The sequence below is a fragment of the Castellaniella sp. UC4447_H14 genome, from assembly GCF_052978285.1.
Genome location: NZ_CM129666.1, coordinates 626,221 through 640,911 on the forward strand (window position 1 = coordinate 626,221; position 14,691 = coordinate 640,911).

Genomic DNA, 14,691 nt, shown 5'->3' on the forward strand with positions numbered 1-14,691 from the left:
CACCTCACAGGAGACACGCCATGTCCTCTCTTGAACCAACCGGCCTCGCGCCGGCGGATGTCGATCAACAGGAAACTCAGGAGTGGCTGGACGCCCTGGAGGCCGTACTGGATCGCGAGGGCGCCGAACGCGCCCACTATCTGATCGAAAGCCTTATCGACAAGGCACGCCGCAGTGGCGCCCATATCCCTTATTCGCCCAATACGGCGTACGTCAACACCATTCCGCCCGGGCTGGAACCCGTCTATCCGGGCAACCTGGTGCTCGAGGAACGCATCCGTTCTTACATCCGCTGGAACGCCATGGCCATGGTGGTGCGGGCCAACAAGCATACGCCGGCCGACGGCGGGAGCCTGGGGGGGCACATCGCGTCCTTTGCCTCGCAGGCGACCATGGTCGAATGCGGCCAGAATCACTTCTGGCATGCCGAGACGCCCGATCATGGCGGGGACCTGGTGTTCTTCCAGGGGCACTCGTCTCCGGGGATGTATTCCCGCGCCTTCCTCGAGGGTCGGCTGACCGAGGAAAACCTCAATTATTTCCGTCAGGATGTGGGCGGCAAGGGCAAGGGACTGACTTCCTATCCCCACCCCAAGCTGATGCCCAATTTCTGGCAGTTCTCGACCGTGTCCATGGGCCTGGGGCCCCTGATGGCGATCTACCAGGCTCGGTTCCTGAAATATCTGCACGCCCGAGGCATCGCCGACACCAGCCAGCGCAAGGTCTGGGTGTTTCTGGGCGATGGCGAAATCGACGAACCCGAGTCGCTGGGCGCGATCGGCCTGGCCGCCCGCGAGCATCTCGACAATCTGATCTTCATCGTCAACTGCAACCTGCAGCGCCTGGACGGCCCGGTGCGCGGCAACGGCAAGATCATCCAGGAACTGGAAGGCAGTTTCCGCGGTGCCGGCTGGAATGTCGTCAAGCTCATCTGGGGCGGTTATTGGGATCCGCTCTTTGCGCGGGACAAGGAAGGCATCCTCCGGCGCGTCATGGAGGAAACCGTCGACGGGGAATACCAGGCCTACAAGGCGAATGACGGCAAATTCGTGCGTGAAAAGTTTTTCGGCAAGCACCCGAAGCTGCTGGAAATGGTCAGCCGCATGAGCGACGAGGACGTCTGGCGCCTGAACCGCGGGGGACATGATCCCCACAAGGTCTACGCTGCATTCGCGTCGGCCGCCAATCACGCGGGCCAGCCGTCCGTGATCCTGGCCAAGACCATCAAAGGCTACGGCATGGGCCACGTAGGCCAGGCCAAGAATCCGACGCACCAGCAGAAGAAGCTGGATACCGAGTCGGTGCGCGAATTCCGCGATCGCTTCAATATTCCCGTTCCGGACGACAAGGTCGACGAGATTCCGTTCTTCAAGCCGGCTGAAGAGTCGCCGGAAATGAAGTACATGCACGAGCGGCGCAAGGCGCTGGGCGGCTACCTGCCCCATCGCCGGCAAAAGGCCGACGAGCATCTCCCTGCGCCCAGCCTGGATACGTTCAAGGCAGTGCTGGAGCCCACCATCGAAGGGCGCGAGATCTCTACGACTCAGGCCTTCGTGCGGGTGCTCAATCAACTGCTGCGCGACAAGACCCTTGCTCCCCGCGTGGTCCCCATCCTGGTGGACGAATCACGCACCTTCGGCATGGAGGGCTTGTTCCGCCAGATCGGGATCTACGCGCCGGGTGGCCAGAAATACGTTCCCGTGGACAAGGGACAGGTGATGTACTACCGCGAAGCGGCCGATGGCCAGCTTCTGCAGGAAGGCATCAACGAGGCGGGCGGCGTGTGCTCCTGGATTGCGGCGGCCACGTCGTACTCCACCAGCAACCGCATCATGATCCCGTTCTTCATCTATTACTCGATGTTCGGGTTCCAGCGGTTTGGCGGCCTGTCATGGGCGGCGGGCGACATGCTCGCTCGCGGCTTCCTGCTGGGCGGAACCGCCGGGCGCACCACGCTGAATGGTGAAGGCCTGCAGCACGAGGACGGTGACAGCCTGGTGCACGCATCGCTGATCCCGAATTGTGTCGCCTATGACCCTACGTTCGCGCATGAAGTCGCAGTCATCATCCAGAGCGGCCTGCAACGCATGGTGCAGGATCAGGAAGACGTGTTCTTCTACATGACCGTCATGAATGAGAACTATGCTCAGCCGGGTCTGACGCCGGGAGACGAAGCCGGCATCCGCCGCGGCATGTACAAACTGCGCTCCCTGGGCAAGGCCAAGAACAAGGCGCACGTCCAGTTGATGGGCTCGGGCACCATTCTGCGCGAGGTCATGGAAGCGCAGGAGTTGCTGGAAAAGGACTGGGGCGTTTCTTCGGATCTCTGGAGCATGACCAGCTTCAGCGAACTCAGCCGCGACGGCATGGACGTGGCGCGCTGGAATCTGCTGCATCCGGATGAGCCGCAGCGCGAGGCCTACGTGACCGGCATGCTGAAGGGCACGCGGGGTCCCGTCGTGGCGTCCACGGACTATGTCAAGTCCTGGGCGGAGCAGATCCGGCCCTTCCTGCCCAAGGGCCGTGATTACCGTGTGCTCGGAACCGATGGATTCGGCCGTTCGGATTACCGCTCGCAGCTTCGCGAATTCTTTGAGATCGACCGCCACTTCGTCGTGCTGTCGGCGCTGCGCGCCCTGGCCGACGAAGGCAGCATCGACATGAAGAAATGCAAGCAGGCCATCGCCAAGTACGGGATCGATCCCGAAAAGGCCAACCCGCATCACGACTGAGGAAGGCGACCGACATGAGCAATATCGTGGAAATCAAGGTTCCGGATATCGGCGATTTCGATGCCGTTGAAGTCATCGAGGTGCTGGTGGCCGAGGGCGACACCATTCAGGCCGAGCAGAGCCTGATCACGGTGGAATCCGACAAGGCGTCCATGGAGATCCCCGCCTCTCACGGTGGCGTCGTCAAGTCCGTGAAGGTCAAGGTCGGCGACAAGGTGTCGCAGGGTTCCGTGATCCTCGAGGTTGAATCCACCGATTCGGGGGTCGATGCCGAGGCTTCGGCACCGGCTCCGGCTCCCGCTGAACAGGCGTCAGCGCCCCAGGCTGCGCCCGCGCCCGAGACGGCCGCTCCCGCGCCGGATACGGCGCCCGCCTCGGGCGGCGAGCAGACCGTCGTGGTGCCGGATATCGGTGATTTCGATGCTGTCGAAGTCATCGAGGTGCTGGTGGCCGAGGGCGACACCATTCAGGCCGAGCAAAGCCTGATCACGGTGGAATCCGACAAAGCCTCCATGGAAATTCCGGCGTCCGTGGGGGGGGTGGTGAAATCGCTGAAGGTGAAGGTCGGCGACAAGGTTTCCCAGGGAGCCGCAATCCTGGTGGTGCAGACGTCGGGGGCATCCGCCCCAGCCGCACCAGCACCGGCGCCTGCCGCGGCATCCGTTCCCGCTGCGCCAGCGGCGCAAGCGCCTGCTAGCGCTCCTGCAGCTGCGGCGCCCGCGCCAAAGGCCGCTCCGGTGGCGCCGGCGTCCCCGACGCGCACGTCTCCGACGGCCGCGTTCGCCGAGTCCGATGTGCCCTTGCGCAACCTTCCGCATGCCTCGCCATCGGTGCGCAGATTCGCACGGGAATTGGGCGTGAACCTCGCCCAGGTGACAGGCAGCGGACCCAAGAACCGGATCACGGCCGACGATGTCCGCGGCTACGTCAAGCAGGCCCTGGCCACGGGCGGGGCAAGTCCGGTGGGCTCCGCGTTGCCTTCCGGCGAGGGCTTCAGCGTCCTGGGGTGGCCAAAAGTCGATTTCGCCAAATTCGGGGATATCGAAGCCAAGCCCTTGTCGCGGATCAAGAAGATTTCGGGCGCGAACCTGCATCGCAACTGGGTTATGATTCCTCACGTCACCAACAATGACGTGGCCGACATCACCGAACTCGAGGCGCTTCGTCAGCAGCTCAACAGCGAAAACAAGAAGGCGGGCGGCCCCAAGGTCACCATGCTGGCCTTCCTGATAAAGGCCGTGGTGGCGGCGCTTCGGAAGTACCCGGAGTTCAATGCTTCACTGGATGGAGACAATCTCGTCTACAAGCATTACTTCCATATTGGATTTGCCGCGGATACGCCCAACGGGCTGGTCGTGCCGGTGATTCGCGATGCCGATCGCAAGGGCGTGCTGGAACTCGCGGCTGAAACGGCTGATCTGGCCAAAGTGGCCCGCGAGGGCAAGCTTTCGCCCTCCCAGATGCAGGGTGGGTGCTTCTCGATCTCGTCGCTGGGAGGCATCGGAGGGACGGACTTCACACCCATCATCAACGCGCCCGAGGTCGCCATCCTGGGGGTGTCGCGGTCCTCCATGCAGCCTGTCTGGGATGGCAAGTCGTTCCAGCCGCGGCTGATGCTGCCCTTGTCGCTGTCCTACGATCATCGGGTCATCGATGGCGCGGCGGCCGCGCGGTTCAATGCTTATCTGACCGGTCTTCTGGCGGATTTCCGCCGCATCATTCTGTAAGGGGCGCGCATGGCTACCGTCGAACTGAAGGTTCCCGACATTGGCGATTTCGATGCAGTCGAGATCATCGAGGTCCTGGTGGGCGAGGGCGATACCATTCAGGCGGAGCAGAGCCTCATCACGGTGGAGTCCGACAAGGCTTCCATGGAGATTCCGGCCGAGCAGGGCGGCGTCGTCAAGTCGCTGAAGGTGAAGGTGGGCGACAAGGTTTCGCAAGGTTCCGTGATTCTGACCGTCGAACCGGCCGATGCGGCCGCGCCTGCTGCGCCGGCCGAACCGGCCCGGGCTGCCGCGCCTGCGAGCAAAGCGCCATCATCGTCCGCCGCGCCATCGGCGCAAGCCCCGGCGGCCGCCGTATTCTCGGGCGAGGCAGGTGCGGAATGCGACGTGTTGGTGCTGGGCGCCGGCCCTGGCGGCTATTCGGCAGCCTTCCGGGCTGCCGACCTGGGGCTCAGTGTCGTGCTCGTCGAGCGCTACGCCACTCTGGGCGGGGTGTGTCTGAACGTGGGCTGTATCCCGTCCAAGGCCCTGCTGCATTCGGTCAGCGTGCTCGAGGAGGCGAAATCCCTGGCGGCGCACGGCATCAGTTTTGGCGAGCCCTCGATCGATCTGGACAAGCTTCGCGGCTTCAAGGATTCGGTGGTCGGGAAACTCACTGGCGGTCTGGCTGGCATGGCCAAGGCACGGAAGGTCACGGTCATCCGGGGAGTCGGAACGTTCGCCGATCCGCATCACCTGGCGGTCGCGCAGGCGGATGGCGGCCAGACCACCGTGAAGTTCGCTTCGGCAATCATTGCGGCGGGCAGCCAGTCCGTGAAACTGCCTTTCCTGCCCGATGATACGCGCATCGTCGATTCCACGGGTGCGCTCGCCTTGACGGCCATTCCTCAGCGGATGCTGATCATTGGCGGTGGCATCATCGGGCTCGAGATGGGCACGGTGTACTCAGCGCTGGGCGCGCGCCTGGACGTGGTCGAGATGCTGCCCACGATCATGACGGGCGCCGACCGCGACCTGGTCAAGGTCTGGGACAAGATGAATGCGCGGCGCTTCGATCATGTCATGTTGAATACCAAGACGGTGGGTGCGGAAGCCAAGGACGATGGCATCTGGGTGCGCTTCGAGGGCGAGTCGGCACCCCGGGATCCCCAGCGCTACGATCTGGTGCTGCAGGCAGTCGGGCGCTCCCCCAACGGCAAGAAGATCGGTGCTGAAAAAGCAGGGGTCGCGGTCAGTGATCGCGGTTTCATCGCCGTGGACCGACAGATGCGCACCAATGTGCCCCACATATACGCTATTGGCGACATCGTCGGACAGCCCATGCTGGCGCACAAGGCCGTGCATGAAGCGCACGTGGCGGCTGAAGTGATCGCGGGCGAGAAGTCCTTCTTTGATGCACGCGTGATCCCCTCGGTGGCTTATACGGACCCGGAGGTCGCGTGGGTTGGGCTGACGGAGGACGCGGCCAAGCAGCAAGGTATCGCCGTCAAGAAAGGTCTGTTCCCGTGGCAGGCGTCTGGCCGCGCCATTGCCAATGGCCGGGACGAGGGCTTCACCAAGCTGCTGTTCGACGCGGAAACGGGGCGCATCCTGGGGGGCGGCATCGTCGGCACCCATGCCGGCGATCTGATCAGCGAGGTGGCCCTCGCCATCGAGATGGGCGCGGATTCCGTGGACATCGGCCGGACGATCCACCCTCACCCGACGCTGGGCGAGTCGGTGGGCATGGCGGCCGAAATTGCGGACGGCCACTGCACGGACGTCCCGCCGGCCCGGCGCAAATAGGCCAGTACCGTTACGGCGGACAGGGATGCCGGCTTGACGAGCGATGGCAGGTGCTAACATCGGCACCTGCCATTTTCATGTCTGGATTTGACGTACGCTCATGACTCGAACTGCTCCCGCCGGGGACGCCTGTTTGGCGGACTGGCTGCATTACCTGGAAACCCTGCACCCCAAGGCCATCGACCTCGGTCTGGATCGTGTCCGAGCCGTGGCCGAACGGCTCGGCATCTCGCTGGATTGCGTCAAGATCGTGGTGGCGGGCACCAACGGCAAGGGTTCGACGTGCGCCATGCTGGACTCCATCCTGCGCACCGCCGGTTACCGCGTCGGTCTCTATACCTCACCCCATTTGCTGCGTTTCAATGAACGCATTCGCATCAACGGCGAAGAAGCCAGCGACGAAGCCATCATCGAGCAGCTTCAGCGGGTGCAGGCCGCGCGCGGTGACATTTCGCTTACTTATTTCGAAACGACAACCCTGGCGGCGTTCCTGCTCTTTCAGTCGGCGCGCCTGGACGCGGTGGTACTCGAGATCGGCATGGGGGGGCGCCTGGATGCGGTCAACATCATCGATGCCGACTGTTCCATTCTGACCAGCGTGGACCTGGACCACATGCAGTGGCTGGGCAACACCCGTGAAGCGATCGGTTTCGAAAAGGCCCACGTGTTTCGCCCGGGCCGTCCGGCGATCTGCGCCGATCCGCTGCCCCCGCAGACTGTGCTCGATCACGCGCGGGACATCGGCGCTGATCTGTGGCGCTTTGCGGTGGACTTCAACTACTCGGGCGATCGCCAGCAGTGGGCGTATGGTGGGCGCGGCCAGCGGCGCGCGGCACTCGGCTATCCGGCCCTGCGCGGCGCCAATCAGCTCATCAATGCGTCCGCCGCGCTGGCCGCCCTCGAGGCGTTGGGGGATCGGTTGGTGGTCACCCAGCAGGACGTGCGGGAGGGACTCCTGAACGTGAACCTGCCCGGTCGGGTACAGATTCTCCCCGGGCTGCCGCACATCATCCTGGACGTGGCACACAATCCCCACGCAGCTGCCGCCCTGGGGCAGAGCCTGGACGCCATGGGGCATTATCCGCATACATACGCGGTCGTGGGCATGCTGCATGACAAGGACATAGAACACACGTTGGAGCGCATGGCGCGGCGCATTGACCGCTGGATGTGTACATCGCTCGGGGGGCCGCGCGGCACGAGCGCCCAGGAGCTGGCCGAGGTGGCGCGCCGGGTCAGCGGTGGAGAGGTCCCCGCGGACGCCTTTATCGAGCATACCAGCGAAATCACCCGGGCCAAAAAGCCGGGCGTGCGCACGGCGCCACGCCCGGCGGTTGCGCATCGTGACGTGCAGGTTTCAACATTTGACACTCCGCAGCAAGCCTTTGCAGAAGCGCGTAAGCAGGCAACCGACAATGATAGAATTCTCGTTTTCGGGTCCTTTGCAACAGTAGGCCCGGTTCTCGAGGTCCTGCGCCAGGAAGGCAGGGACACCGCAGCGTATGTCGGGCGGGGCCGCTGACCCGCCTTCTCAGGGGGTTGGGCACGATGTTTTTTCGCCATGGGGCCGATTCTGAAAAGCGTGCGCCAGTACGCACCCGCGGAACCAACGAAGCCCAGCTCAAGGAGTTGCGCGCCAAGGCCCGCCGTCGCCTCATCGGTGCGCTGGCGCTGGTGCTGGCGGCTGTCATCGTCGTGCCATGGCTGTTTCAGGAACCGGTGAGGGACGACCTGAAGGCGCCCGTCGTCGTCCCCGCGACGCCGGCGGGACTTCCGCCAGTGGCTGCCTCGGCTTCCGGTAGCTCGTCGCCGACGGATTCCGTGGCATCTTCGGGTACCATCACGGCACCGGCGCCGGGGGAGGGCACTTCGGCCGCCCAAGGACCGATGCAGCCGCCGCAGCCGGTCGCTCCGTCCGGTTCCCAGCAGTCGTCTGGTGCTGTCTCGGAGACTTCCGCGCCTCAGCCTCCCATGCATGACTCCGAACCTGCTGCCGCGAAGCCGGCACCCAGGACACCCGCGACCGAGGAACGGGCGGCGGAGCCCGCGCCGACTCCAAAGCCCGCCAAAAAGCCCGCGGGGCGTACGGACGATGGCTCGGTGGCGCTCGCGCTGCTCGCCGGAAAGGCGCCTGCGAAGTCGGCCGCTCCAGCCAAAGCGGCGTCGGGCGCGGGCCGTTATTTCCTCCAGGTGGCTGCCTACACCACCGAGCAGGACGCACAATCCCGGCGAGGCAGTCTCCGGCAGGCCGGCGTGACGGATGCATACGTGGAAAAGGGCCAGTCGGCTGGCCGCACCGTCTATCGTCTGAGGGTCGGGCCGTTCGAGTCCCACGAGGCTGCCCAGGCAGCACAAGCCCGCCTGCGGGCCCTTGGCTATCAGAACGGACTTATTTCCGCCAACTGATTATTCCTGAGCCTTCATCCATCCAGTGACCAGTTTCGATTACATCATGCTGGCGGTCGTGGCAATCTCCGCCCTCATCGGACTGTTGCGCGGGTTTTTGCGCGAGGTCTTGTCGCTGATCGCGTACCTCGTGGCCTTTGTTGCCGCAGTCTGGTGGGGGCCGACGGTATCGAACTGGCTGGCCGGCCTGATCGATAACGGTCTGCTGCGGACGCTGGCGGCGTATGGCTCGGTCTTCATCGTGGCGCTCGTGGGGGTGGGGCTGCTCAACATGGCGCTGGGAGCCCTGGTGGACAGGACCGGCCTCACGCCGGCCGACCATGGACTGGGCGCGGTTTTCGGCACAGTGCGTGGACTTCTCCTGGCGATGGTGCTGGTCGGCATGGCCGGTTACACCCAGCTTCCCCAGGAGCCCTGGTGGCGGCAGGCCAAGACGGCTGAAGCTTTCGTCAAGGGCTTTCAACATATCAAATCGGTGCTGCCCGCAGGGGTGGCGGAATTGCTTCCCTATTGAGCCCTTGGGCGGGATTTTCATTTATGTGTGGTGTCGTCGGCGTGATGGGGCGAAGCCCCGTCAATCAACTGATTTATGACAGCCTCCTGCTGCTGCAGCACCGAGGACAGGATGCTGCCGGCATCGCTACGGCGCATGATCAGTTCTTCAGCATGCACAAGGCCCACGGCCTGGTGAGGGATGTGTTCCGCACGCGCAACATGCGAGCCCTTCGGGGGAACAGCGGCCTGGGCCAGGTGCGTTATCCCACTGCCGGATCGAGCGCCAGCGTGGACGAGGCGCAGCCGTTCTACGTGAACGCGCCGTTCGGGATCACGTTCGTGCATAACGGCAACCTGACCAATTGGCGAGAGCTTCGGGAGTCGCTGTTCAAGCATGATCGGCGCCACATCAATACGAACTCGGACTCCGAAGTCCTGCTGAATGTCTTTGCGCACGAGCTGCAGCAGGCCGCCAATGGCGGTACGCTGGATGCCGGGGCGGTATTCCAGGCCGTTCGGGCGGTTCACCATCGAGCCAAAGGCGCATACGCGGTGATTGCCGACATCAGCAGCTTTGGTCTGATCGGCTTTCGGGATCCGCACGGCATTCGCCCGCTATGCCTGGGGCGGCGGGACACCGAGGCGGGCGCCGAATGGATGCTGGCCTCGGAGTCCGTGGCGCTGACGGGGAATGGCTTCTCGCTGGTGCGCGACGTGGCGCCCGGGGAAGCCATCGTCATCACCGAGGGCGGCGAACTCTGCCAGGCATTCTGCGCCGAACCCGGGCTCGCACAGACGCCTTGCACCTTCGAGTATGTCTATTTTGCGCGCCCCGATTCGGTGATGAACGGCATTTCCATCTATGACGCTCGGCTGCACATGGGCGAATACCTGGCTGATCGGGTGGCCCGGTCCCTGCGCCTGGGCGATGTGGATGTCGTGATGCCCATCCCTGATTCGTCGCGCCCGTCGGCCATGCAACTGGCTTCCCACCTGGGCCTGAACTATCGGGAAGGTTTCATCAAGAACCGCTATGTGGGCCGCACCTTCATCATGCCGGGCCAGGCAGTGCGCAAAAAATCCGTGCAGCAGAAGCTGAGTGCCATCGAACGAGAATTTCGCGGCAAGAACGTGCTGCTGGTCGATGATTCCATCGTGCGCGGCACCACGAGCCGAGAAATCGTGGAAATGGCCCGTGCCGCGGGTGCGCACAAGGTCTACTTCGCTTCGGCGGCCCCCGCAGTGCGCTACCCGAATGTGTACGGGATAGACATGCCCACCCAAACCGAGCTGATTGCCACCGGGCGGGATACCGAACAGATCGCCCGGGAAATCGGCGCCGACGGGCTGGTGTACCAGGATCTCGGCGATCTGGAGCGTTCGTTGCAGGACCTGAACCCGGCGCTGACGGCGTTCGAATCGTCGTGCTTCAATGGCCAGTACGTGACAGGGGACATTGACGCCGCCTACCTGGAGCGACTGGGCCAAACCCGTGGGCTCGCCGCCCGCTCGGGAGCCATGGTGGCGCCTGCGGAAGAGGCCTGAGGGACCGGCTTCCCCCTCCGGGGCCCGTGCCCGCGGACCGAGAGCGCCATTGGGCGCCCTGTAGGCGCTACTGGCGCTTGGCGCGCATCAGGGCCCACAGGGCCAGCAGGCCGCAGGCCACGAACGTCATGAGGCCCCAGAGGCTGTATTCGATGCCGAGCAGCGTCCGGCGGGCGTCCATGCAGCTCGCGTAGATGCCAAAGAGCCACGGCATGGTTGCGTCGGCGCCGATGCCCGAAATGAAGCGGTCGGCAAAAGTCTGCGCGCATGAAAAGGAGTGGGACGCCACGCTGTACTGATACCACGCCGCCACGACGCCGGAGACCGACAGCAGCAGCGCCAGTACTGCTCCGAGACGACGTATTGCAGCCGTCCCCCATCCGGCGCCCGTGACCAGGCAAACCACCGCAATCACCAGCAGGATAAGGCGCTGCAGCACGCACCAGGCGCAGGGCTCCATGCCGAAGATGTGTTGCGAGATCAGCGCAATGAACACCGCCGCCAGGGACAGGAAGGCAATGAAACGAAGCAAGCGGTCGGAGCGGGTGGTTTTCATCATGAGTGTGGTCACTGAGGGAGAAGAGTGGGCGGAGAAACCTGGGAGGCCGGGGTTGCCAGTGCGTCGAGCACGTGCCGCTCGAACTGCAATTGACCCCGGACGTGGCTCAGCACCTCGCCTTCCAGGATGAAGATGTCCTCGACACGGTCACCGAGCGTCATGATCTTGGCCATTTTCAGGTCGATCCCATGGCGAGTGAAGACCTGTGCCAGATCGCGCAGCAAACCGACCCGGTCGGCGGTGGTGACCGACAGGCGCCAGTTGCCGCCTTGTTCATCAGCCTGGAGAGCGACCGTAGGGAGGATCGGGAACGTCCGCGAGCGCCGCGAGCTGCGAGAGGCATAGGGGCGCCTCTGCGCGGGCGCCCCCGGAGACGCCAGCGCTGCGAACAGCTCATGTTCAATGAGCGTCGCGTGGGCGCGGTAATCGGTTTCGTGATCGGGCAGCAGCACAATGAAGCTGTCCAGAGCCCGCCCCTGGCGGGTCGTGTGGATGCGCGCATCCTGAATGCTCAGTCCATGATTGTCGAAGCAGGCACAGATGGTCATGAACAGGTCGACACGGTCCGGTGCGTAGGCCAGTACCTGCAACGCTTCGCTTTGCGCCAGAACGCGCGCCCGGACCACGGGGTCCGGTCCCTGGAATCGGTGGTACAGCACTCGCGTATGCCAGGCAATTTCGCTGGCATCGTGGCGCAGGAAGTAGGCTACGTCGAGCTGCGCCCAGAACGCCTCGCGGCTTTCGTCCCGCAGCCCCATTCGCCGCGTCTCCGCGGCGGCCGCTTCCTTGCGCAGGGCCAGGATCGTGCCGGTGTCGGGCTGCTCGCCACCAAGTGCCGCCAGCGTCAGATGGTACAGATCTTCCAGCAGCTTGCCCTTCCAGGCGTTCCAGACTTTGGGGCTGGTTCCCCGGATATCGGCGACCGTCAGCAGATACAGGGCAGCCAGCCGGCGCTGAGAGGACACCCGCGTCGCGAATTCATGGATGACCTTCGGGTCGCTCAGGTCCCGCTTCTGGGCGACCTGTGACATGGTCAGATGCTCCCGTACCAGGAATTCCAGGAACAGGACGTCCTCACGAGGCAGATCGTGGGCCTGCCCGAACCGGCGTACTTCGCGCGCACCCAATTGGGAATGGTCGCCCCCGCGGCCTTTGGCAATGTCGTGGAAAAGGGCGCCGATGTAGAGGAGCCAGTGTTTGTCCAGGCCGGCGATCAACTGGCTGGCGAGCGGATATTCCTGCGCATGTTCCGGCATGGTGAAGCGCCGGATGTTGCGGATGACCATCAGGATGTGCTGGTCCACCGTGTACACATGGAAGAGATCGTGCTGCATTTGCCCGACGATGCGTCTGAACACCGGGAGATATCGCGGCAGGATGTTCCACATGGTCATGTCGCGCAGCGCATGCACGACTCCCTGGGGCTGTTGAAGGATCTGCAGGAACAGGCGGCGGTTGACCGGATCGTCCCGGAAGGCGCGGTCTATCCTGCGCCGGGCATGCCAGAGCGCGCGAAGCGTGCCGGCTGCCATGGCCTGCAATTCCGGGTGTTGCTGCTTGACAAGGAATACACGCAACAGGAGCGCCGGCGTCCGCTCGAATCCATCGGGGTGCACCAGCGCCAGCCGGTCGCGATGCGCACAGAAATCCGCGTCGATGGACACGGTGGCGGCCTCAGGCTGCGGAAACAGGCGCTCTTCGAGACTTTGCATCAGCAGGCGGTTCATCTGGCACACGACGCGCGCGGCCCAGTAATAGCGCTGCATCAGCAATTCGCTGGCCCGACGATGCGGTTGGTCGACGAAGCCGTAGACTCGGGCCAGCCGCGGCTGCAGGTCGAACAGGAGCCGATCCTCGCGGCGACCCGTCAGCAGGTGGAGCTCGATACGCAGACGTTTGAACGCCAGTTCCGCGCGGCGCAGCGAACGGAATTCCGCCGCGGTGAGCAGGTCTGTCCGGGCCACGGTAGGCCAGTCGCTGCCCAGGCCGGAGGCTCGTGCCAGCCAAAGCAGGACCTGCAGATCGCGCAGCCCGCCGGGAGCCTCCTTGCAATTCGGTTCCAGCGCGTAGGGAGTGTCCTGGTGATGTGCATGGCGCTGCTGCATCTCGGTGCGCTTGGCCAGAAAAAATTCTCGCGGATTGAGGTCCGCCTGCATCTGTTCCTGGAACTGCCCGAACAGTGCCTTGTCGCCCGCCAGCCAGCGAGCCTCCAGCAGAGAGGTCTGTACGGTGATGTCGGCGGCAGCCTCATGGCGGCACTGTTCCAGCGTACGTACGCCGTGGCCCGGCTCAAGGCCGGCATCCCAGAGCGCGGCGATGAATTGTTCGATGCGTTCGCGGCTGGCGGCGTCCGGGGGAGCGCTCAGGAGAATCAGGATATCCAGGTCGGACCCCGGATAGAGTTCCCCGCGTCCGTATCCGCCCACTGCGGCGATGCAGGCCCCCTCGGGGGCCGGGTAGAGGCGCAGCAGCGCCAGTACCAGTTCGTCGGCAACCTGGCACAACGACGCCAGCAGGACTTCGGGGCGCAGATGCCCCCGGTACGATTGAATGGCCTGGGTGCGGCGCTGCTGCAGATGGGCGCGCAGCGCAGCGACACTACCCAGACGGGGAACGCTCATACAGAGGCAAGAGCCGCCGTCGCGAAGTCGGGAGGAGCGGGCATGCCCGGCGAGACCGTCAGGACCTCGCAGCCCGTCTCGGTGACCACCATGCTGTGTTCCCATTGAGCCGACAGGCTGTGGTCTCGCGTGACGACGGTCCATTGGTCGGCCAGTGTCCGGATTTCACGGCGGCCGGCGTTGATCATGGGCTCGATGGTGAACATCATGCCGGGCTCCAGACGCACGCCGGTTCCTGCCCGACCGTAATGCAGGACTTGCGGGTCGTCGTGGAACTTGCGTCCCACGCCGTGACCGCAATATTCGCGCACGACGGAAAAGCCCGCGTTTTCGGCGTGCTTCTGGATCGCATGCCCCACGTCGCCCAGAGTGGCACCCGGGCGGACCTGTTCAATGCCCAGCCACATGCATTCGTAGGTCGTGTCGATCAGGCGGCGCGCCAGGATGGAAGGCTCGCCGACACAGTACATGCGGCTGGTGTCGCCGAACCATCCGTCCTTGATGATGGTGACGTCCATGTTCAGGATGTCCCCATTCTTCAGGACCTTGTCGCCTGGGATGCCGTGGCAGATCACGTGATTCACCGAGGTGCAGATGGACGCCGGATAGGGCGGATAGCCCGGAGGGGCGTAGCCGACCGTCGCTGATTTGACATTCAGCTCGTCGGTCAGGTACTCCATGCAGAGACGGTCCAGTTCGCCTGTCGTGACGCCTGGTTGAACGAAGGGCGTGAGGTAGTCCAGGATACTGGCGGCGTCCTTGCAGGCGGCACGCATCCGGTCAAGGTCCTGAGGATTGGTGACGATTTGGCTCATGGGTGA

Annotated in this window: 10 protein-coding genes; 7 read left to right on the forward strand and 3 right to left on the reverse strand. The window is 64.2% G+C overall.

Annotated elements, in window-relative coordinates; genetic code table 11:
• Positions 1–20: 20 nt before the first annotated feature.
• The 7 genes from aceE to purF all read left to right on the forward strand — a co-directional run bounded on the left by aceE (position 21) and on the right by purF (position 10,690).
• Positions 21–2,732 (forward strand): pyruvate dehydrogenase (acetyl-transferring), homodimeric type, encoded by a 2,712-nt coding sequence (aceE, locus tag ACVCMJ_RS03110; RefSeq protein WP_447079997.1) that lies wholly within the window; start codon positions 21–23, stop codon positions 2,730–2,732.
• A 14-nt stretch (positions 2,733–2,746) separates the two neighbouring features.
• Positions 2,747–4,459 carry a dihydrolipoyllysine-residue acetyltransferase gene (aceF, locus tag ACVCMJ_RS03115; RefSeq protein WP_447079998.1) on the forward strand — a complete coding sequence of 571 codons (1,713 nt, stop codon included), beginning with the start codon at positions 2,747–2,749 and terminating at the stop codon, positions 4,457–4,459.
• 9 nt (positions 4,460–4,468) lie between these two features.
• Entirely contained in the window at positions 4,469–6,244 is a 1,776-nt protein-coding gene (lpdA, locus tag ACVCMJ_RS03120; protein ID WP_447079999.1) for a dihydrolipoyl dehydrogenase, read from the forward strand.
• Positions 6,245–6,344: 100 nt separating this feature from the next.
• Positions 6,345–7,766: a bifunctional tetrahydrofolate synthase/dihydrofolate synthase gene (gene folC, locus ACVCMJ_RS03125; RefSeq protein ID WP_447080000.1), complete on the forward strand. Its 1,422-nt coding sequence runs from the start codon at positions 6,345–6,347 to the stop codon at positions 7,764–7,766.
• 26 nt (positions 7,767–7,792) lie between these two features.
• Positions 7,793–8,650 (forward strand): SPOR domain-containing protein, encoded by an 858-nt coding sequence (locus ACVCMJ_RS03130; protein ID WP_447080001.1) that lies wholly within the window; start codon positions 7,793–7,795, stop codon positions 8,648–8,650.
• A 25-nt stretch (positions 8,651–8,675) separates the two neighbouring features.
• A complete protein-coding gene (locus ACVCMJ_RS03135; RefSeq protein WP_447080002.1) occupies positions 8,676–9,164 on the forward strand; it encodes a CvpA family protein in 489 nt (162 codons plus the stop codon).
• A 23-nt stretch (positions 9,165–9,187) separates the two neighbouring features.
• Positions 9,188–10,690, forward strand: coding sequence for an amidophosphoribosyltransferase (gene purF, locus ACVCMJ_RS03140; RefSeq protein WP_447080003.1), 1,503 nt, complete (start codon positions 9,188–9,190; stop codon positions 10,688–10,690).
• A 67-nt stretch (positions 10,691–10,757) separates the two neighbouring features.
• On the opposite strand, the gene ACVCMJ_RS03145 is transcribed toward purF, so the two are convergent.
• Genes ACVCMJ_RS03145 through map form a run of 3 tightly spaced genes read right to left on the reverse strand, consistent with a single transcriptional unit; the run spans position 10,758 to position 14,685 of the window.
• Positions 10,758–11,249, reverse strand: coding sequence for a disulfide bond formation protein B (locus ACVCMJ_RS03145; RefSeq protein WP_447080004.1), 492 nt, complete (start codon positions 11,247–11,249; stop codon positions 10,758–10,760).
• 8 nt (positions 11,250–11,257) lie between these two features.
• The gene (locus tag ACVCMJ_RS03150) at positions 11,258–13,870 is read right to left on the reverse strand and encodes a [protein-PII] uridylyltransferase (protein ID WP_447080005.1); all 2,613 of its coding nucleotides are present in this window, start codon (positions 13,868–13,870) and stop codon (positions 11,258–11,260) included.
• Complete coding sequence (gene map, locus ACVCMJ_RS03155) at positions 13,867–14,685, reverse strand: type I methionyl aminopeptidase (RefSeq protein WP_447080006.1); 819 nt, start codon at positions 14,683–14,685, stop codon at positions 13,867–13,869. The genes ACVCMJ_RS03150 and map overlap by 4 nt, the downstream gene beginning before the upstream one ends.
• Positions 14,686–14,691 lie beyond the last annotated feature (6 nt).

Bases quoted from the DNA above. Each gene is read 5' to 3' on its own strand.
- folC (WP_447080000.1), top strand. From the start codon at position 6,345: ATGACTCGAACTGCTCCCGCCGGGGACGCCTGTTTGGCGGACTGGCTG.
- map (WP_447080006.1), bottom strand. From the start codon at position 14,685: ATGAGCCAAATCGTCACCAATCCTCAGGACCTTGACCGGATGCGTGCC.
- purF (WP_447080003.1), top strand. From the start codon at position 9,188: ATGTGTGGTGTCGTCGGCGTGATGGGGCGAAGCCCCGTCAATCAACTG.
- ACVCMJ_RS03130 (WP_447080001.1), top strand. From the start codon at position 7,793: ATGTTTTTTCGCCATGGGGCCGATTCTGAAAAGCGTGCGCCAGTACGC.
- ACVCMJ_RS03150 (WP_447080005.1), bottom strand. From the start codon at position 13,870: ATGAGCGTTCCCCGTCTGGGTAGTGTCGCTGCGCTGCGCGCCCATCTG.
- ACVCMJ_RS03145 (WP_447080004.1), bottom strand. From the start codon at position 11,249: ATGATGAAAACCACCCGCTCCGACCGCTTGCTTCGTTTCATTGCCTTC.
- aceF (WP_447079998.1), top strand. From the start codon at position 2,747: ATGAGCAATATCGTGGAAATCAAGGTTCCGGATATCGGCGATTTCGAT.
- aceE (WP_447079997.1), top strand. From the start codon at position 21: ATGTCCTCTCTTGAACCAACCGGCCTCGCGCCGGCGGATGTCGATCAA.
- lpdA (WP_447079999.1), top strand. From the start codon at position 4,469: ATGGCTACCGTCGAACTGAAGGTTCCCGACATTGGCGATTTCGATGCA.